General features: G+C 68.3%; 17 protein-coding genes. 3 read left to right on the forward strand and 14 right to left on the reverse strand.

Translation table 11 applies throughout. The features are described 5' to 3' along the window. Positions 1-12: 12 nt before the first annotated feature. Entirely contained in the window at positions 13-1,254 is a 1,242-nt protein-coding gene (locus AWC31_RS33875) for an acyl-CoA dehydrogenase family protein (RefSeq protein WP_085149798.1), read from the reverse strand. 9 nt (positions 1,255-1,263) lie between these two features. Further along, positions 1,264-2,301, reverse strand: a complete 1,038-nt coding sequence (locus AWC31_RS33880) for an oxygenase MpaB family protein (RefSeq protein WP_085149800.1) — start codon at positions 2,299-2,301, stop codon at positions 1,264-1,266. Positions 2,302-2,529: 228 nt separating this feature from the next. Between AWC31_RS33880 and AWC31_RS33885 the strand changes: the two genes are divergently transcribed. Genes AWC31_RS33885 through pheT form a run of 3 tightly spaced genes read left to right on the forward strand, consistent with a single transcriptional unit; the run spans position 2,530 to position 7,025 of the window. Next, on the forward strand, positions 2,530-3,441 hold the full coding sequence (locus AWC31_RS33885; protein ID WP_085149802.1) for an adenylate/guanylate cyclase domain-containing protein: 912 nt from the start codon (positions 2,530-2,532) through the stop codon (positions 3,439-3,441). 60 nt (positions 3,442-3,501) lie between these two features. Beyond that, on the forward strand, positions 3,502-4,545 hold the full coding sequence (pheS, locus tag AWC31_RS33890) for a phenylalanine--tRNA ligase subunit alpha (RefSeq protein WP_067852718.1): 1,044 nt from the start codon (positions 3,502-3,504) through the stop codon (positions 4,543-4,545). After that, positions 4,545-7,025, forward strand: coding sequence for a phenylalanine--tRNA ligase subunit beta (pheT, locus tag AWC31_RS33895; protein ID WP_085149804.1), 2,481 nt, complete (start codon positions 4,545-4,547; stop codon positions 7,023-7,025). The genes pheS and pheT overlap by 1 nt, the downstream gene beginning before the upstream one ends. Positions 7,026-7,111: 86 nt before the next feature. Here the strand turns inward: pheT and AWC31_RS33900 are convergent, their stop codons facing one another. The 12 genes from AWC31_RS33900 to AWC31_RS33955 are packed head-to-tail and all read right to left on the reverse strand — an operon-like array spanning position 7,112 to position 18,181. Next, on the reverse strand, positions 7,112-7,957 hold the full coding sequence (locus AWC31_RS33900) for a fumarylacetoacetate hydrolase family protein (RefSeq protein ID WP_085149806.1): 846 nt from the start codon (positions 7,955-7,957) through the stop codon (positions 7,112-7,114). Positions 7,958-7,992: 35 nt separating this feature from the next. Continuing rightward, positions 7,993-8,781, reverse strand: a complete 789-nt coding sequence (locus AWC31_RS33905) for an SDR family oxidoreductase (RefSeq protein WP_085149808.1) — start codon at positions 8,779-8,781, stop codon at positions 7,993-7,995. A 9-nt stretch (positions 8,782-8,790) separates the two neighbouring features. After that, positions 8,791-9,684: a dihydrodipicolinate synthase family protein gene (locus AWC31_RS33910; RefSeq protein WP_067852710.1), complete on the reverse strand. Its 894-nt coding sequence runs from the start codon at positions 9,682-9,684 to the stop codon at positions 8,791-8,793. Continuing rightward, on the reverse strand, positions 9,681-10,889 hold the full coding sequence (gene lhgO, locus AWC31_RS33915; RefSeq protein ID WP_085149986.1) for an L-2-hydroxyglutarate dehydrogenase: 1,209 nt from the start codon (positions 10,887-10,889) through the stop codon (positions 9,681-9,683). Before lhgO ends, AWC31_RS33910 begins: the two co-directional genes overlap by 4 nt. Before the next feature lie 5 nt (positions 10,890-10,894). Then, positions 10,895-12,058 carry a CaiB/BaiF CoA transferase family protein gene (locus AWC31_RS33920; RefSeq protein WP_085149810.1) on the reverse strand — a complete coding sequence of 388 codons (1,164 nt, stop codon included), beginning with the start codon at positions 12,056-12,058 and terminating at the stop codon, positions 10,895-10,897. Beyond that, positions 12,055-12,555 carry an AbrB family transcriptional regulator gene (locus AWC31_RS33925; protein WP_067852706.1) on the reverse strand — a complete coding sequence of 167 codons (501 nt, stop codon included), beginning with the start codon at positions 12,553-12,555 and terminating at the stop codon, positions 12,055-12,057. Before AWC31_RS33925 ends, AWC31_RS33920 begins: the two co-directional genes overlap by 4 nt. After that, on the reverse strand, positions 12,555-14,129 hold the full coding sequence (locus AWC31_RS33930) for a tripartite tricarboxylate transporter permease (protein ID WP_084356803.1): 1,575 nt from the start codon (positions 14,127-14,129) through the stop codon (positions 12,555-12,557). The genes AWC31_RS33925 and AWC31_RS33930 overlap by 1 nt, the downstream gene beginning before the upstream one ends. A gap of 8 nt (positions 14,130-14,137) precedes the next feature. Then, positions 14,138-14,707 carry a tripartite tricarboxylate transporter TctB family protein gene (locus AWC31_RS33935; RefSeq protein ID WP_085149812.1) on the reverse strand — a complete coding sequence of 190 codons (570 nt, stop codon included), beginning with the start codon at positions 14,705-14,707 and terminating at the stop codon, positions 14,138-14,140. Then, positions 14,704-15,705 (reverse strand): tripartite tricarboxylate transporter substrate binding protein, encoded by a 1,002-nt coding sequence (locus tag AWC31_RS33940; RefSeq protein WP_085149814.1) that lies wholly within the window; start codon positions 15,703-15,705, stop codon positions 14,704-14,706. The genes AWC31_RS33935 and AWC31_RS33940 overlap by 4 nt, the downstream gene beginning before the upstream one ends. 12 nt (positions 15,706-15,717) lie before the next feature. Next, positions 15,718-16,170: a PaaI family thioesterase gene (locus AWC31_RS33945; protein WP_085149816.1), complete on the reverse strand. Its 453-nt coding sequence runs from the start codon at positions 16,168-16,170 to the stop codon at positions 15,718-15,720. Then, entirely contained in the window at positions 16,167-16,961 is a 795-nt protein-coding gene (locus AWC31_RS33950) for an enoyl-CoA hydratase-related protein (RefSeq protein ID WP_085149818.1), read from the reverse strand. Before AWC31_RS33950 ends, AWC31_RS33945 begins: the two co-directional genes overlap by 4 nt. Next, positions 16,958-18,181 (reverse strand): CaiB/BaiF CoA transferase family protein, encoded by a 1,224-nt coding sequence (locus tag AWC31_RS33955; RefSeq protein WP_084356810.1) that lies wholly within the window; start codon positions 18,179-18,181, stop codon positions 16,958-16,960. The genes AWC31_RS33950 and AWC31_RS33955 overlap by 4 nt, the downstream gene beginning before the upstream one ends. Positions 18,182-18,196 lie beyond the last annotated feature (15 nt).

An 18,196-nucleotide genomic window follows, 5' to 3' on the forward strand; every position in this document is an offset into this window, starting at 1 on the left:
CCGGCCGCTGATCTAACTCAGCAAACCCCGTGCCACGTGGGTGATCTGAACTTCGTTGCTGCCGGCGTAGATCATCAACGATTTGGCGTCGCGCGCCAGCTGCTCGACCCGGTACTCGGTCATGTAGCCGTTTCCACCGAACAACTGCACCGCATCCATCGCGACGTCGGTTGCCGCCTGCGAGCAGTACCACTTGATCGCCGACGCCTCGGCCAACGAGATCTGCTGACCGCTCTGCGCTGACTCGATGACCCGGAACAGCATGTTGCGCACGTTCATCCGGGCCACTTCCATGTTGGCCAGTTTGAGCTGGATCAGCTGGAACTGGCCGATCTCCTGACCCCACAGCGTGCGGCTCTTCGCGTAGTCCACGCTCAACCGCAGACACTCCTCGATGACGCCGAGCGCCATGGCGGCCACGCCGATGCGTTCGGCGGAGAAGCTGGACCTGGCGCTTTCGCGGCCGTCGCCGGATTCGTTGTCCTCGGTCTCGCCCAGCAGCCGGTCGCGGCCCAGGCGGACGTTGTTGAAGAACAGCTCGCCGGTGCGGGAACTGTGAATGCCCATCTTGCGGAACGGCTTCGACTGCACGAAGCCCTCCATGCCCTTGTCGAGGACGAACGTGAGCACCTTGCGGCCGCGCTTGTCCGCGCCATCGCCCTCGTCCAGTTTTGCGTAGACCACCACGACGTCGGCGTCGGGGCCGTTGGTGATGAATGTCTTCTGGCCGTTGAGGATGTAATCGCCTGATCCATCGGTGGCACGGACCACGTAGGACTTCATGCCGCCGAACGCGTCCGAACCGGAGTCGGGCTCGGTGATCGCCCACGCGCCGATCTTCTCGTAGGTCACCAGGCCGGGCAGCCACCGTTCTTGCTGTGCCAGCGTTCCGCGGCTCTGAATGGTGGGCACCGTCAGTCCGAGGCTGACACCCATGCCGGTCACCAGGCCCATCGACACCCGGCACAGCTCGCTGATCAGCACGAAACCCATTCCGGCCGACGCGCTGCCGCCGCCGAACATCCCACCGCCGCCCGACGACGGCTTGCCGCCCTCCCGCAGCCGGGCCAGCCGCTTGTCGAGCGCCTCCTTGGCCATCGCGTCGATTCCGAAGGCCGAGAACAACTTCCGGACGATGGGGTAGGGCTCCATGTCACCGCTCTCGAGCTCGTCGAGGTGCGGGCGGATTTCCTTGTCCACGAATTCGCGTACGGCGTCGCGCACGGCGATGTCGACGTCTGACCAATCAAGCATTCCGCTACCTTATGCCGCGGAATTGCGGCGCGGTGCGGGCCGTCGGGCGGGCCGCAGCGCGGGCAGCGAGAACGTCGTGTGCACCAGTGATCCCGCCCGGTCCAGCAGGGTCTTGCGCTGCGGCACATAGTGCATCGGCAGCCCCCACCGATCGCGCGGCGGTGCCATGAAGCCGGGCGCCTCGACCAGCGGCGCGTCGGCCGGCAGCCGACCGGCCGCCCTGCGGTACGCCGAGATGGCTCGCGGGTGCAGTCTGATCTCGTCCGGTACCGCGACGAACGCGAGCTCGACCATCTTGCCGAATATTCGCAGCAGCACTTCGTCCCCTGGCGTCCAGCGCATGCCTGCCTTCTCGCGCACCGCGGGGTCGAAGAGTCCGGCGGCGATCCAGCGTTGCGCTCCCACCAGGGGTTTGAACAACTGGTCCCAGACCGGCGTCGGCATCAGCACGAACCACGGCTTGGGGATGCGGATGCTGAAGATGTCGAGCGTCGCGCGGTTGATCTCCAGTTCGTCGCGGCACTTGGCGTCCCAGTACTCCTGGAATTCGTCCCAGGTCGCCGGAACCGGGCGCATGCTCATGCCGTACATGCGGTACCACTGCACGTGTTCATCGAACAGCTGGCGTTTCTCGGCCTCGGTGAGGCCTCCGCAGAAGTATTCGGCCGTCTTGATGATGAGCATGAAGAACGTCGCGTGCGCCCAGTAGAACGTCTCCGGGTTCAGGGCGTGGTAGCGCCTGCCCTTGGCGTCGACGCCCTTGATGGTGGTGTGAAAGCCCTTGATCTGCGCGCCGGTCTGAGCCGCCCGATCGCCGTCGTAGACCACGCCCATGATCGGGTACACCGACCGTGCCACCCGCTGCAGCGGTTCGCGCAGCAAAATCGAGTGGTCTTCGACCCCGGCGCCCAGTTCGGGATACATGTTCTGGATGGCGCCGATCCACACCCCGAGCATCCCGGTGCGCAGATCGCCGAAGTACTTCCATGTCAGAGAATCCGGCCCGAGCGGTTCGTCCCGGTCGTCGGTTGTCGCTCTCGTGGTCATCGCGTCCTCGTTGACTCGTCATGACGTGTATCACAGTCGAGGCCAACGATAGTGATGACAACGGTCGTTGTCTACGACGCCGCGGCGTGGCGCGGCGCAGTGTTATCGCCCGGCAATTGTGTTGCTGCGGCGCCGTGACCAGCGCCCATTGCCGGCTTGCGGCGGGTGTGAGCAAACCCTGCGCGCACGTCATTGCCGGTCGGTCCGAAAGCCACTTACGCTGGCGCTGTGAATGGCGAATCGTTCGATGAACGATCCGGCCGTGTCGGGGAAATCGAAGAGCTGCCACAGGGCCGCCCGGTTCAGCCGCGTGGTCTGCCCGGCCCGTTGGGTTGGCTGCAGCGCACCAATCACAGCCCCGCCGTGATCGACATGGTCCGGCGCGTGCGCCGGGCCCTGCCCGGCGACCCGGACTTCGGCGATCCGCTCTCGGCGGCCGGCGACGGCGGGCCGCGTGCTGCCGCCCGCGTGGCAGACCGTTTGCTCGACCGTGGCGCCGCGTCGCGCGAGGTGAGTCTGGGTGCGCTGCAGGTGTGGCAGGCGATCACCGAGCGGGTGTCCGGTGTCCCGCCCAACCCCGAGGTGACCCTCGTCTTCACCGATCTCGTCGGGTTTTCGACGTGGTCGTTGAAGGTCGGCGACGATGCCACCCTGCGTTTGCTGCGCCGTGTCGCCCAGGTGGTCGAGCCGCCGTTGCTGGAGTCGGGCGGCCACATCGTCAAACGTATGGGCGACGGCATGATGGCGGTGTTCTCCGATCCAGGGACCGCGCTGCGCGCGGTGCTCACCGCTCTGGATGCGCTGACCGTCGTCGATGTCGATGGCTACACGCCGCGCATGCGGGTCGGTATGCACACCGGCAGGCCGCAGCGCCTCGGGTCCGACTGGCTCGGCATCGACGTCAACATCACCGCACGGGTGATGGAACGTGCGCCGAAAGGTGGCCTGGTGGTGTCGCACACCACCTTGGAGGGCATCTCCGAGGAGCAGCTCGCCGCATTGGGCGTGACCGTCAAACGCGAACGGCGCCCGATGTTCTCGGCGCGGCCGGAAGGTGTTCCGGAAGATCTCGTGATGTATCGCGTCAGAACCGCGAGGCAACGGCCCGGCGGGGACGACAACGGGGCGCCGGACGCATAGTCGTTCGGCGGCGTCGAAACGCATTCGAAGGCCGGTGAGTGCATCGCCTATGATCGCCGGGTGGCTGAGCAGCCCAGTGATCTCTCCGAAGAAGCCCTGACCAAAGCCGTCAGCGCGGCCCGGCATGCCTTCGATCTGGCCGGTGACCTCGACGCGTTGGCGCGCGCCAAAACCGAGCACCTCGGTGACCGCGCGCCGATCGCACTGGCCCGCCAGGCGCTGGCGACGCTGCCCAAGGCCGACCGCGCCGATGCCGGCAAACGCGTCAACGTTGCTCGCGGCGAAGCCCAGCGCGCATACGACGAGCGGCTGGCCGTGCTGCGTGCCGAGCGTGACGCCGCGGTGCTCGTCGCCGAGCGCATCGACGTCACGCTGCCGTCGACGCGCCAGCCGATCGGTGCCCGGCACCCGATCACGATCTTGGCCGAGAACGTCGCCGACACCTTCGTGGCGATGGGTTGGGAGTTGGCCGAGGGTCCCGAGGTCGAGACCGAGCAGTTCAACTTCGACGCGCTGAACTTCCCGCCCGACCATCCGGCGCGCAGCGAGCAGGACACGTTCCAGATCGCGCCCGACGGCTCGCGTCAGGTGTTGCGTACCCACACGTCGCCGGTGCAGATCCGCGCGCTGCTCGAGCGTGAGCTGCCCGTCTACATCGTCTCGATCGGCCGGACGTTCCGCACCGACGAACTGGACTCCACCCACACGCCGGTGTTCCACCAGGTCGAGGGGCTTGCGGTGGACAAGGGCCTGACGATGGCGCATCTGCGCGGCACGCTCGATGCGTTCGCGCGCGCCCAGTTCGGCCCGGAGGGCCGCACCCGGTTCCGGCCGCACTTCTTCCCGTTCACCGAACCGTCGGCGGAGGTGGACATCTGGTTCCCCAACAAGAAGGGCGGACCGGGCTGGGTCGAATGGGGTGGCTGCGGCATGGTGAACCCGAATGTGTTGCGCGCGTGCGGCATCGACCCCGATGTCTACTCCGGCTTCGCGTTCGGCATGGGATTGGAGCGAACCCTGCAGTTCCGCAACGGGATTCCTGACATGCGTGACATGGTCGAGGGCGATGTCCGCTTCTCGCTGCCGTTCGGGGTGGGCGCCTGATGCGCGTTCCCTACAGCTGGCTGCGTGACGTCGTCCGCGCCGGGGCGCCGGGCTGGGACGTCACACCCGAGGAACTCGAGCAGACGTTCATCCGGATCGGCCACGAGGTCGAGGAGATCATCCCGATCGGTCCGGTGAGCGGTCCGCTGACCGTCGGCCGGGTGGCCGAGATCGAGGAGCTCACCGAGTTCAAGAAGCCGATACGGGCCTGCAAGGTCGACGTCGGTGAAGCCGAACTCCGCGACATCGTCTGTGGTGCAACGAACTTCGCGGTCGGCGATCTCGTTGTGGTGGCGCTGCCGGGAACCACGTTGCCGGGTGACTTCACCATCGGGTCGCGCAAGACCTACGGCAGGCTCTCCGACGGCATGATCTGCTCGTCGGCCGAGATGAACCTCGGCGTCGACCACTCGGGCATCCTGGTGTTGCCGCCAGGTACCGCCGAACCCGGCACGCCCGCCGCGGGCGTTCTCGGCCTCGACGACGTCGTGTTCCACCTCGCGATCACCCCGGACCGTGGCTACTGCCTTTCGGTGCGCGGTCTGGCCCGCGAAATCGCATGCGCCTACGACTTCGACTATGTCGACCCGGCCGATGTCGCGCCGCTGCCGGTCGAGGGTGAAGCCTGGCCGCTGACCGTTCAGCCCGGCACGGGCGTGCAGCGGTTCGGTTTGCGTCCGGTCACCGGGATCGATCCGGCCGCGGTGTCGCCGTGGTGGATGCAGCGGCGACTGCTGCTGAGCGGCATCCGGGCCATCTCGCCCGCGGTCGACGTGACCAACTACGTCATGCTCGAACTCGGCCACCCGATGCACGCCCACGACAGCAGCCTGATCACCGGCGGCTTCGACGTGCGGTTCGCCCGCGACGGCGAGAAGGTTGTGACCCTCGACGACGTCGAGCGCACGCTGAACTCCGGCGACGTGCTGATCGTCGACGACGTCGCGACCGCCGCGATCGGCGGGGTGATGGGTGCGGGCACCACCGAGGTGCGCGAGACCACCACCGACGTGCTGCTCGAGGCCGCGGTGTGGGATCCGGCCGCGGTGTCGCGCACGCAACGCCGCCTGCATCTGGCGAGTGAGGCGGGCAGGCGCTACGAACGTTCCGTCGATCCGGCGATATCCGTTGCGGCACTGGATCGTTGCGCGACCCTGCTGGCCGAGATCGCCGGCGGCACCGTGCAGCCGAAGCTGACCGACTGGCGCGACGGCGACCGTGCCGATTGGTCACATCCGGCCATCGACATCCCCGCCGACCTGCCCGACCGCACGGCAGGCGTCGAGTACGCCGCGGGTACCACCGCGCGGCGGCTGACCCAGATCGGTGCAGCCGTCACGGGTACCGATCCGCTGACCGTGACCCCGCCGAGCTGGCGGCCCGATCTGCGCCAGCGCGCCGACCTGGTCGAGGAGGTGCTGCGGCTCGAGGGTTTGGAGGTCATCCCGTCGGTGCTGCCGACGGCTCCCGCCGGGCGTGGCCTCACGCCGGTCCAGAAGCGCCGCCGCGCCATCGGAAAGTCGCTCGCGCTGGCCGGATTCGTCGAGATCCTCCCGACGCCGTTCCTGCCTGCCGGGGTGTTCGACGCGTGGGGTCTGGCGGCCAACGATCCGCGGCGCACGACCACCAACGTGCTCAACCCGCTGGAGGCCGACCGCCCCCAGCTGGCCACCACGCTGCTGCCCGGCCTGCTTGAGGCGTTGGGACGCAACGTGTCCCGTGGCACCGCAGACGTCGCGCTGTTCGCGATCGCGCAGGTGGTCGAGCCGACCGAACAGACCAGGGCCGTCGAGCTCATCCCGACCGACCGCAGGCCGACCGACGAGGAGATCGCCGGACTGGATGCGTCATTGCCGCGCCAGCCGCAACATGTCGCCGCGGTGCTCACCGGCCTGCGCGAACCCGCGGGCCCGTGGGGGCCGGGCCGTCCGGTCGAGGCCGCCGACGCGTTCGAGGCCGTGCGCGTGATCGGCCGGGCCGCCGGCATCGAGCTCACACTGCGTGCCGCCCAGGAATTGCCGTGGCATCCGGGCCGGTGCGCGGAGGTGCTCGTCGGTGACACGCCCGTCGGCTACGCGGGCCAGCTGCACCCGGCGGTGGTCGAGCGGGCCGGCCTGCCCAAGGGCACCTGCGCCGTCGAACTCGACCTCGATGCCATCCCCATCACCGAAACGCTGCCCGCGCCGTCGGTTTCGCCGTTCCCCGCGGTCTTCCAGGACATCAGCATGATCGTCGAGGATGGGGTCGCGGCGGCGGCCGTCGTCGACGCCGTCCGCGACGGAGCCGGTGAGCTGCTCGAGGATGTCCGGCTCTTCGACGTCTACACCGGCCCGCAGATCGGGGAGGGCCGCAAGTCGCTCACCCTCGCGCTGCGGTTCCGCGCCGCCGATCGCACGCTGACCGAGGACGAGGCCAGCGCTGCCCGCGACGCGGCCGTGGCCGCCGCGGCCGACCGTGTCGGTGCGGTGCTGCGGGGCTGACTTCTCCTGCGCGAGCAGACGCGCAGGTACCCAAAACTGCGACATTTCGGGTACCCAAGCGTCTGCTCGCGGGTGTGGGGTGACCGCTAACTCACCGGGTTGGTCAGCGAGGCCAGCCCGTCGCCGAGCTCGCAGCGCACGATGTCGCCCGGCGCGATGCCGACCGCACCCGGTGTGCCGGTCGAGAGGATGTCGCCCGGATAGAACGGCATCACCTGACTGTGGAAGCTCAGTAACTCGGCGGGGGAGAACGTCATGCCCGACACGGTGTCCTCGCGATGCACGGCACCGTTGTGAATCGTTGCGACCCTGAGCTTTTCGAGCGGCCCGTGCGCGAGCACCTCGTCGAGCGTGATGAGGTCCGGGCCGAACGCGAAGAACGACGGATAGTTCTTGACCCGCGTCAGGTAGCGCGGGTTCTCCAGCAGGATTCCCTCGGCGGTCTGGTCGAGAACCGGCACCACACCGGCGACGTATGACATCGCGTCCTCGACGCTGACCTGGTAGCACGGCTTTCCGATCACGAGCCCGAGTTCGGCTTCCGAGGTCACTTTCCCGATGCCCGGCGGCACCACGATCGGATCCCCCGGGCCGACGATGGTGTGGTCGCCTTTGAGGAACGACGCGGGCGATGTGCGGGGTGCCTGCTCGCCGAGATCACCGGCGTGCGCGCCGTAATTGAGCCCGATGCCGAGGATCTTGCGCGGCCGGGTCCATGGCGCGAGCACCGGCGTATCTCCCGCGACGCACGCGTCCTCGGCGACCCCGGCGGCAACCGCGGCCGCCAGCGCTTCGAGGGTGTCGGCCGCCAGCAGCGCCAGCAGATCGGCGGGCGCGCCCGCCAGAACTTTGTCGACGCGCGCGAGGCGACCGTCGGCCAGTGCGACGCATGCGATCGGGTGGTCATCGAGTAGGACAGTGCGCAGACGCATGAAACTCCTATGAAAGTTGTTGTGGTACCGAAAGTTCAGACGACGCTGCGGATCAGTCCGCCGTCGACGCGCAGAATCGCGCCGGTGATGTAGGACGCCCGGTCGCTGCACAGGAACGCCGCGGCGTCGGCGTACTCGTCGGGCCTGCCGTACCGGCCCAGCGCCATCGTGGCGGCGCTGTCCCGCGCCACGTCCTCCACGCTGCGCTGTTCACGCTCGGCGCGGCGTTCGTCGAGGAAACGCGTGCGGTCGGTCGCGATCCGGCCCGGCACGATGACATTGCTCGTGACGCCGTCGCGGCCGACCTCGTCGGCCAGCGTCTTGGACCACGCGTGCAGGCTGGCCCGCAGCGTGTTGGACAGCCCGAGGTTCGGAATCGGGCTCAGCGCACCCGACGACGTCGAGGTCAAGACGCGGCCCCAGCCACGTTCACGCATCCCGGGGACCACCCGGTCGGTGAGCACGATGACGGCCAGCACCATCTTCTCGAAGCTGTCGACCCACGTACCGGAGTCCTGGCCGGCGACCGGGGTCGGCGGTGGGCCGCCGGTGTTGTTGACGAGGATGTCGACCGGGCCGAGCGTGCGCTCGACCTCCGAGACGGCCGGCTCCATGCGGTCGCGGTCACCCAGATCCCACACCAGCGGAAGGGCTTTGGCGCCCGCCTGCTCGATGCGGGCCGCGGTGGCCGCGAGCGCGTCGGCCGAACGTCCCGCAACCGCGACGTTGGCGCCTTCCTCGGCGAGCCGCACCGCGATGGCGCCGCCGAGCCCGCCGCTGGCGCCGAGCACGAGCGCGGTGCGTCCGGTGATCCCGAGATCCATGAATACTCCTCAGCGCGATGCGTGGTGGGGCAGGGTGGCGAGATGTTGGTCGAGGAGGCCGACGAGCGACGCCGGTAGCGGCATCGCGGGGCGGCGCACGCGGCTGCCGGCGATCACCCCGCGCCGCCGCAGCACCTCCTTGCGGATGGCAAGGCCGACGCGCAGTTGCCCCTCGAAGTTCGCCAGGGGCAGCCACGGTGCGAAAACCTCACGCGCAGCGGCGAATCCGCCATCCCGGTACGCGCGCAACACCGCGGCCAGTACGGCCGGATGGCTGAAACCGGTCATCGCACCCGCCGATCCGGCCGCGAGCTCGTCGAGTAGGCCGACACCGCCGAGGCCGCCGAACACCGGCACATCGAGCCGGGGCGCGAGGTGGGCGATCGCCGCCGAGGTCGGCGGCGTCTCGGATTTCACGCCGACCGCGAACGGGCACGCCCGCACGAGGGCGACCACCTGCTCGTCGGTGACACTCACCCCCGACACCACGGGGTAATCCTGAATCAGCACACCGATACCCGTCGCATCGTGCAGGCGGCGCAGCGATTCCGCGGCCACGGCCGGGTTGGCGTCACCGATCTGAGCCATCAGTGCGGCGGGTGGACGCGACACCGCGCCGAGCAACCGCTGTGCTTGTGCCACCACGGCATCCGGATCGCGTTCGGACAGCCCGAGCACGTAGGGCAGGTCGGTTGCGGTGGCGACGGTCTGGGCAACCGCGTCGGCCTCTGCCGGTTCCAGCGACGCCGCCTCACCGAACACGCCGAGCGCGACAAGCCCGTCGCAGCCGTCGCCGGAAAACGATGCCACCTCGTTGCGCAACGATTCGAGGTCGATGTCGAGATGCTCGTCGAACGGGGTGGCCAGGACGCCCCAGAGCCCATGAGCAAGAACAGTGTTCACGTTTCGCTTTCCAGTGTGCCGACGACGTGCTCGGCGATGGCGAGCGCCGAGGTCGCCGCGGGGGACGGGGCGTTGCGCAGCACCACGATGCGGTCGCGGATGCTGATGCGGAAGTCGTCGACGAGGCCGCCGTCGGCGTCGAGCGCCTGGGCCCGGATACCGGCGGTGCCTGCCACCACGTCGTCGTCGGCGAGTTCGGGGACGTAGGCACGGGCCGCGGCGACGAACCGCCGCTTGCTCAGCGAGCCGTACATCTCCCGGATACCGGTACGCCAGTGCCGGCGGGCGAAGCGCCAGAACGCGGGCGTGCGGGCGACCCCGGCCAGGTCCGAGACCGAGACGTTCTTCCACGTGTAGCCCTCACGGGCAAGGGCGAGAACGGCATTCGGGCCGATCAGCACCTCGCCGTCCACGCGGGGGGTCACGTGCACCCCGAGGAACGGATAGCGCGGATCGGGCACCGGGTACACGAGCCCGTTGACCAACCCGCGGCGCTCCGGCTTGAGCGCGTAGTACTCCCCGCGGAACGGCATGATCACCGGATCCGGCCCGTCGCCCGCCATTTCGGCCAACCGGTCGCTCTGCAGCCCGCCGCACGCGATCACCTGGTCGAATGCGGCGTGATCGGTGCCGCCTCCGGTTCGGACGGTGATCACCACCTCGGTACCGGTGGCCCGCATGCCGATGACCTCGTGGCCGAGCAGAATCTTCGCACCGGCGCCGGCGGCGTCCGCCGCGAGCGCCTGGGTGACCTCGGCGAAGTCCACGATCGATGTGGACGGCGAATGCAGGGCGGCGACACCCCGCACGTGGGGCTCGAGTTCGCGCAGCTCGGCGGGGCCGATCACGCGGATGCCGGGCACCCCGTTGGCCCGGGCTCGGTCCTCGATGTCGGCAAGCCGCGCACGCTCCACATCGTCGAGCGCGACAAGCACCTTGCCGCAGGCGATCCGGCGGATTCCGCGCTGCGCGCAGTACTCCTCGAGCAGCCCGACACCACGCCGGCACAACAGTGCCTTCGCCGAACCGGGTTGGTAGTACAGCCCGGCGTGGACGACACCGCTGTTGCGGCCGGTCTGATGCGATGCGAGCCGGTCCTCCTTCTCGAAGACCGTGACCTCAGCGTCGGGCTGACGCTGCAGGAGTTCACGGGCGACGGCCGCCCCGACGATGCCGCCGCCGACCACGGCAACCCGTTTCGGTATCGGACTCATCGGCCACCTCCGGCTGGTGCGTACCCGGCGAACACCTCATCCTGGTCGGCACCGAGTGCCGGCGGGGCATCGCAGCGCGGCTCGCGATGGTCGGACAACGTGAGCGGTGACGCAGGCATGTCGAGGTCGCCCAGCGTCGGGTGTGTCAACGTCGTGACCATCGACGCGCGGACCTGCTCCCAGTCGTAGACCTCGGGCACGGTGCGGATGCGACCCGCAGGCACGCCCGCGGCGTCCAGCGCGGCGAGGACGTCGTCGGCGTGACGGTCGGCGAGCAGCGTGTCGATCTCCTTCTGCAGTTCGTCGGCCCGGCTGACCCGGTCGACGTTGGTCGCGATGTCCGGCCGGGCGGCGTCGAGACCGACGATCGGTGCGAATTTGCGCCACAAGGCCTCTGAGCCGACAGCGATCACGATATCGGCATCGGCACAGCCGAACACCCCGTACGGCGCGATGGACGGATGACGGTTACCGGTGAGCACCGGTTCGACGCCGGCGGCCAGCCACCCGACGCCATGGAAGACGTGCACGCCGACGACCGCGGCCAGCAGCGACGTCTCGACGTGCTGTCCGCGGCCCGTCCGTTCACGGGCACGCAGGGCCGTCATCACGCCGAACGCGCCGAACAGGCCGGCCAGCAGGTCGGCGATCGGGATGCCGACGCGCTGCGGCGGCCCGCCCGGCCGGCCGGTGAGCGTCATGAGGCCGCCCTCGGCCTGCACGATCTGGTCGAAGCCGGGCCGGTTGCCGTCGGGGCCGCCCTTGCCGAATCCGGTGATGGACAACGTGACCAGCCGCGGGTTGAGCTCGCGCAGGCCGTCCAGCCCGAGCCCCAACCGGTCGAGCACACCGGGCCGGTAGTTCTCGACGAGCACGTCGGCCTGCGAGACGAGCCAGCGCAGCCGGTCCGCGTCCCCGGCCGACTTGAGGTCGAGTACCACCGACCGCTTGTTGCGGTTGGCGCTCATGTAATACGCCGACTCCCGGTGGCCGTTGCGGTCGACGTAGGGCAACCAGCCGCGGCTGTCGTCACCACCCGGTGGCTCGACCTTGATCACATCGGCACCGGCGTCGGCCATCATCATGGTCGCGTAGGGGCCGGCCAGCGCACGGCTGAGATCCACGACCCGGATATCGGCAAGCGGTCGACGATTCGTCACCCGCGTCCTCCCATCAGTTTCAGGCCGACCGACATGAGCACGATCACCGAGGTGATCCGCAGCACGTGCACGGTCAGCACGATCGGAACATTGGCACCCGCACCGGCCGACAGCGCACCCATCTGCGCGATGCCGCCCGGTGCGGTGGCCAGTAGTGCGGTCATCGAGTCGAACGGCGTGAACTTCCACAACAGCAGTGCCGCAACCAAACCGAACACCAGGAACGCCACGACCGTCACGACGATCGGCACCACGGCCGCACGAAGCTGCGTCAGCGTCTCGTGCGTGACGCCGGTACCGAGCAGCCAGCCGAGCAGGACGTAGACGATCCACTTGCCCGCGGCCGGTATCTCGAACGCCGAGGTGCTCAGAATGTTGACGAGTGCGACTCCCACCATGGCGCCGAGCAGCGGCGCGGCCGGCAGGTGCAACAGGGTGGCCACTGCCGCACCCACCACGGCCGCCGTCGCCGTGAGCAGGAGTGTGCCGAGGTTCATCACACGCTTTCCCGCTCGTTGTCATCACGTGCGTCTTCGGCCCTGCCGGCTCGGCGTCGAGCCGAAACCAGTTGCAGTGCACTCTGACTGGCGCGCCGCAACGGGTCCTTGATCAGCGGGATCATGAACAGGAACACGATGAAGCACAGGATGGCCAGTGACGTGCCGCGCTGCAGGAACACGTCGAGGTTGCCGCCCGAGATCACCATGGTCTGGCGCAGCGACTCCTCGGCGAGCGGGCCGAGGACCAGCGCGATGACGAGCGCCGCGGGGGACAGGCCGTAGATCCGCATGAAGAACCCGAGCACGCCGCACACGAGCATGATCTGGACGTCGAGCAGGCTCTTGTTGACCGCGAACGTGCCGAGGACGCACAGCACGATGACGATCGGGCCGAGCATCCGGAACGGCACGCGGGCGATGCTCGCGAAGCCCGGGATGCAGAACACGTTGACCAGCAACAGCATCACGTTGCCGAGGAACATGCTCGCGATCAGGCCCCACGCGAACTCGGGATTCTGCTCCATGAGCAACGGGCCCGGCTGCAGACCCCACATCAGGAAACCGCCCAGCAGCACCGCGGTCGCGCCGCCGCCCGGAATGCCCAGCGTCAGCAGGGGCACCATGGCGCCCGACGACGCGGCGTTGTTGGCGGCCTCCGGTCCGACGAGTCCGGGCAGCGCGCCCTTACCGAACTTCCCGGGGGTACGGGAGATCGACTTCTCGACGTTGTAGGCCATCAACGAGGCGACGGTCGCACCGGCACCGGGCGTGATGCCCACGCCGAACCCGAGGAACGAACCCCGCAGCGACGGCCCGACGGACTCGCGGTAGTCCTTGCGGGTCGGCCAGAATCCGCGCTGGCGCGCCGACACCCCGAAGAAGTCGAGCTTCTCCAGATGCCCGCCGCGCCACAGGGTGTGCAGCACCTCGCCGACCGCGAACAGCCCGATCGCCACGGGGATGAAGTCGACCCCGTTGATGAGGTTGACCGAACCGAACGTGTAGCGCTGTTCGCCCCCGCCGATGTCGATGCCGACGGTTCCGATCGCGAACCCGATCAGCGCCGACAGTGCCCCGAGCAGCTTGTTGCCCCGCAGGATCACGATCACGGTCAGCAGGCCCGCGACAACGATCAAGAAGTACTCGGGCGGGCCGAATGTCTTGGCGAACTCGGCGGTGATGGGTGCCGCGAACGACAGCAACACCGCGCCGATGGTGCCCGCGACGAACGACGCCAGCGCCGCCATCACGAGCGCCGGGCCCGCCCGGCCCTGTTTGGCGAGCGGATAACCATCGAATGTGCTTGCTACGGTGGCTGATTCGCCTGGTGTGTTGATGAGCACCGAGGTGATGGTGCCGCCGTACATCGAGCCGTAGTAGACGGCGGCCAGCATCACGATGGCCCCGGTCGGATCGAGTCCGAAGGTGACGGGGAGCAGGATCGCCAGGCCGGCGGACGGCCCCACCCCGGGGATGACCCCGACGATCATGCCGATCAGAACGCCGCCCACGAGCAGCAGCAGGTTCTGCATTGTCAGGATGGCGGCGATGCCGTCCAGCAGTTGACTCATGTTGCTCCTCAGCCGATCGGCAGGATGCCTTGTGGCAGACCGACGTTCAGCCCGGTCTCGAATGCCAGGTACAGCAGGACCGGGACGCTGATGGCGATGATCAAGGCGCGCACGTGGTGTTCGCGGTCCAGGAACCACAGCGTGACGCCGAGGAACAGGACACCGGACACGGCGGCGCCGAGGATCCCGAACAGCGCGACGAACACCGCCGCGGCGACGACGAACGCCACGAGCGCACGCGGGTGCCTGCCGAGGTCGGGTTCGGCGGCCTCCTCGGCCGCCTCCGCCGCCGACGACGGCTTGTCGCTCGGCCTGGCGAAAAACTCCCGGGCCAGGGCGATCACGGTGATCACCATCGCGATGCCGCCGAGGATGCGGGGAAAGAACCCGGGGCCGATGCGGCCGGCCACGGTCCGCCATTCCATGCCCATCGCCATCTCGGTGTAGAAGGCGAAACCGATCAGGAGCACCCCGAGGAACGCGAGCTTGGGCCAGTTGACCACTCGTTTGCGCCGGGACGTCGAGGCGGCCGGTGCTGACACGTTCAACTGTGTGGTGGCAGGGGTCGTCGCGGTCATAGGGCGCCCTGCTCTTTCAGCGTGGATTCGAATTCAGCCGTGGTCTGATCGAGATAGGTGGTGAAGTCGGCACCCCAACGTTCGTCGCGGGTGAGGTGGTTGTCGGCGAGGAACTTGCCCCACTGCTCGCTCTTGACCACTTTCTGCATCGTCTTGATCCACCAGTCCCGCGCGTAGTCGGGGGCGTCCGGGGGAAGGATCAAGCCGCGCGGCATCGACGGCAGGTCGGTCATGCCCTTCTCTTCACCGGTCGGAACGTCGGGCAGTGCCGCGAGCCGCTCTTTCCCGGTGAACAGCAGCGGGCGCATGTCACCGGACTCCACCTGGCCCAGGATCGAACCGGGGTTGGAGATCATCGCGTCGAGCGCACCGGACAGCAGCGACGTCTGGACCTGGCCCTCCTCGTTGTAGGGCACGTATTCGATGTCGTAGCCGGCATGTTCGGCGATGATCGACTGCAGGATGAAGTCGACGTTCACCGTGCCGATTCCGCCGACGACGACGGTGCCCTTGTTCTTGGCGTATCCGACCCAGTCCTCGAAGGTCTTGATGTCGCTCTTGCCGTCGACGAGCAGCAGCGCATCGTCGGTGGCCAGCAGACCCACATGGGTGAAGTCCTTGTAGGTCCAGCCCGGGTTGGCCTGCAGCGGGGTGGTGAGGAACGAACCCGAGGTGGTCGAGACGTCGTAGCCGCTTCCGCGCTTGCTCAGCAGGTAACCCCATCCGGTCGCGCCGCTTCCGCCTTCGCGGTTCTCGACGGCGATGTCGGCCGGGTAGAGCTTCTCCTCCTGGATGACCTGGACGAGCTTGCGCGCCATGAGGTCGTTGCCGCCACCCGGGCCGAATGCGATTGTCCAGTCGAGGTTCTTGGACGGATATGCCTCGGCGGACTCGCCGCCGCCCCCGGCGCCGCTGCAGGCCGACAGGACCAGAGCGGTGACAGCGACCAGCACGGCGAAGATGATGTTGGGCCTACTCTTCAGGCTCTTCAGTCGCATGGTTGTTTCTCCTCATTGAGTGGTGGGGTGGCGGAACCAGGAGCCGTTGGCGGTCGCGACAAGTCGTCCGGCATCGTCGTGCATCCGGGATTCGAGCTGGACGACGCGGCGTCCGCCGTGGACGATCCGCCCGGTACAGCTCACGTCAGAGGTGACCGGGCGCAGGAACCTCATCTGCATCTCGATGGTCGAGCCGGCGGACAGGTAGCGATTGCACGCATGGCCCATCGAGATGTCGAGCACAGTGGACAGCACGCCGCCGTGCACGCCGCCGCCTGCGTTGCACAGATGGTGGCCGAACGGCAGGTGCACCGTGCAGGCGTGCTCGTCGTCGAGGTAGTCGATCGACAGGCCGAGGAAGTGAATCAGGAAGTACTGACCGAACTTCGGCTCGGCGACCTCGGCCGCGTAGCGCGCGGCCGCGACCGGATCCTCGGTGGTGCGCAGTGGATCGGTGGTGGTCATGACCAGCTGAACCTCGGCGGGCGCTTCTCCAGGAACGACCGGACGCCTTCGGCGTAGTCGTCGGTGTCGAACGACGAATTGCGGATGTCGACGGTCACGTCGTCGTCGATGCTCTGTCCGCCGAGTACGAGTTCGACGATCCGCTTCGAGGACCGCACGCTGAACTGCGCGCGGGTGGTGACGAGGCGCGCGAACTCATAGGTGTGCTTCTCCAGATCCTCGGCAGGCACGAGTTCGTCGATCAGGCCGAGCCGCAGCGAGTCATCGGCATAGATGTGCTGGCCGGAGAACAGGATCCACTTCGCGCGGGACGGGCCGACAACGTCGACGAGGCGCTTGGTGGATTCCAGGCTGTAGACCAGACCGAGCTTGGCCGGCGTGATCCCGAAGCGCGACCGCTCGTCGGCGAAGCGGAGGTCACAGGCCAGTGCCAGCCCGCAGCCGCCGCCGATGCAGTAGCCGTGCACCATCGCGATGGTCGGTTTGGAGCAGCCCTCGACGGCGTGCTCGGCGGCCGCGACCTGTTCGTTGTAGGCCTTGGCCGATTCACTGTTGCCGCGCACCTGCTCGAACTCGCTGATGTCGGCGCCGGACGCGAAGCTGCGGGTGCCCTCACCCCGCACGACCACGACCTTGACCGCGGGATCGGCGTCGAGTTCGGCGAAGACCTCCGGGATGCGCTGGTACATGCCGAGCGAGATCGCGTTGTGGCTGTCGGGGTTGCTCAGTACGACGGTCGCGATGCTCGGGGTCTCGGTGTCGCGCTCGACGCGAATGGTCTTGTCGCTCATGCGGATCGGCCTTCCTGGAGTTCTGGGTGGGCGTCGTAGAGAGTGCCGTCGGAGAACAGGCGGTCGATCTCGTCGCGATCGATGCCGAGTTCGGCGAGGACGGATGCAGTGTGCTGACCCAGCCACGGCGCGGGGGAGCGCACGCTGAAATCGAGGTCGGAGAACCGGGTCGGCGGTGCGATGGTCCGCATCGGGCCGATGATCGGATGCTCGAGATCGACGATCATGCCGCGCGCCTGCACGTGCGGGTCGTCGAGGGTCTCGTCGTACGTCAGCACCGGTCCGCCCGGTACGCCGGCCGAGTCGAGCCGGTCGACCCAGGCGCTCGTCGGGAGCGTGGTGGTGATGGCCTCGATCTCGGCTTCCAATTCGTCGAGGTGTGCCATGCGGGCCGGCAGGTCGACGAAGCGCCGGTCGTCGGCCCAGTCGGGGCGCTTGAGGACGTCGTTGATGAGACGCAGCCACAGCCGATCGGTGTTGGCGCCGATCGTGACGTAGCCGTCGGCGGTCCGGTAGGCCTGGTACGGGGCGGAGCGACGGTGCCGGGTGCCGGTTTGGGCAGGCATCTCGCCGTCACCGAAGTAGGCCCCGGACTCCCAGACCGTCCACGCGAGACCGGCGTCGACGAGCGAGATGTCGATGTACTGCCCCGAGCCGGTCTGCCGCCGGTTCAGCTCCGCGGCGAGGATCGAGTAGATCGCGGTGGCGCCCGCGGCGATGTCGTTGATCGCGATGCCGACCTTGGTCGGCTTGCCGTCGGGGTGACCGGTCATCCGCAGGAAGCCACCGATGCCCTGGGCCATGATGTCGAAACCGGGCCGGTCCCGGTACGGACCGGTCTGACCGAACCCGCTGATCGAGCAGTACAGGATGTCCTCGCGCAGCGCGCGAAGGGCGTCGTAATCGATGCCGAGGCGCCGTGCGACTCCGGGCCGGAAGTTCTCGATGACGAGATCGGCGCCGGCCGCCAGCTCGAGGAACAGTTCCCGGCCGCGTTCGGACTTGAGGTCGAGGGCCACCGACCGCTTGCTGCGGTTGGGCATTGCGAACGGGTAGCTCTCGCCGTTCACCTTCGGTGCCATACGCCGTGAGTCGTCGCCCGTGCCGGGCTGCTCGATCTTGATGACGTCGGCGCCGAGTTCGGCCAGAACCATCGTGCAGTAGGGACCCGACAGAAATCTGGTCAGGTCGAGGACTCGGAATCCGCTGAGTGGTCGCATTGATCCTTCCCGCAT

Origin of the sequence: Mycolicibacterium wolinskyi (genome assembly GCF_002101965.1) — a bacterium.
In the GTDB taxonomy this organism is placed as follows: domain Bacteria; phylum Actinomycetota; class Actinomycetes; order Mycobacteriales; family Mycobacteriaceae; genus Mycobacterium; species Mycobacterium wolinskyi.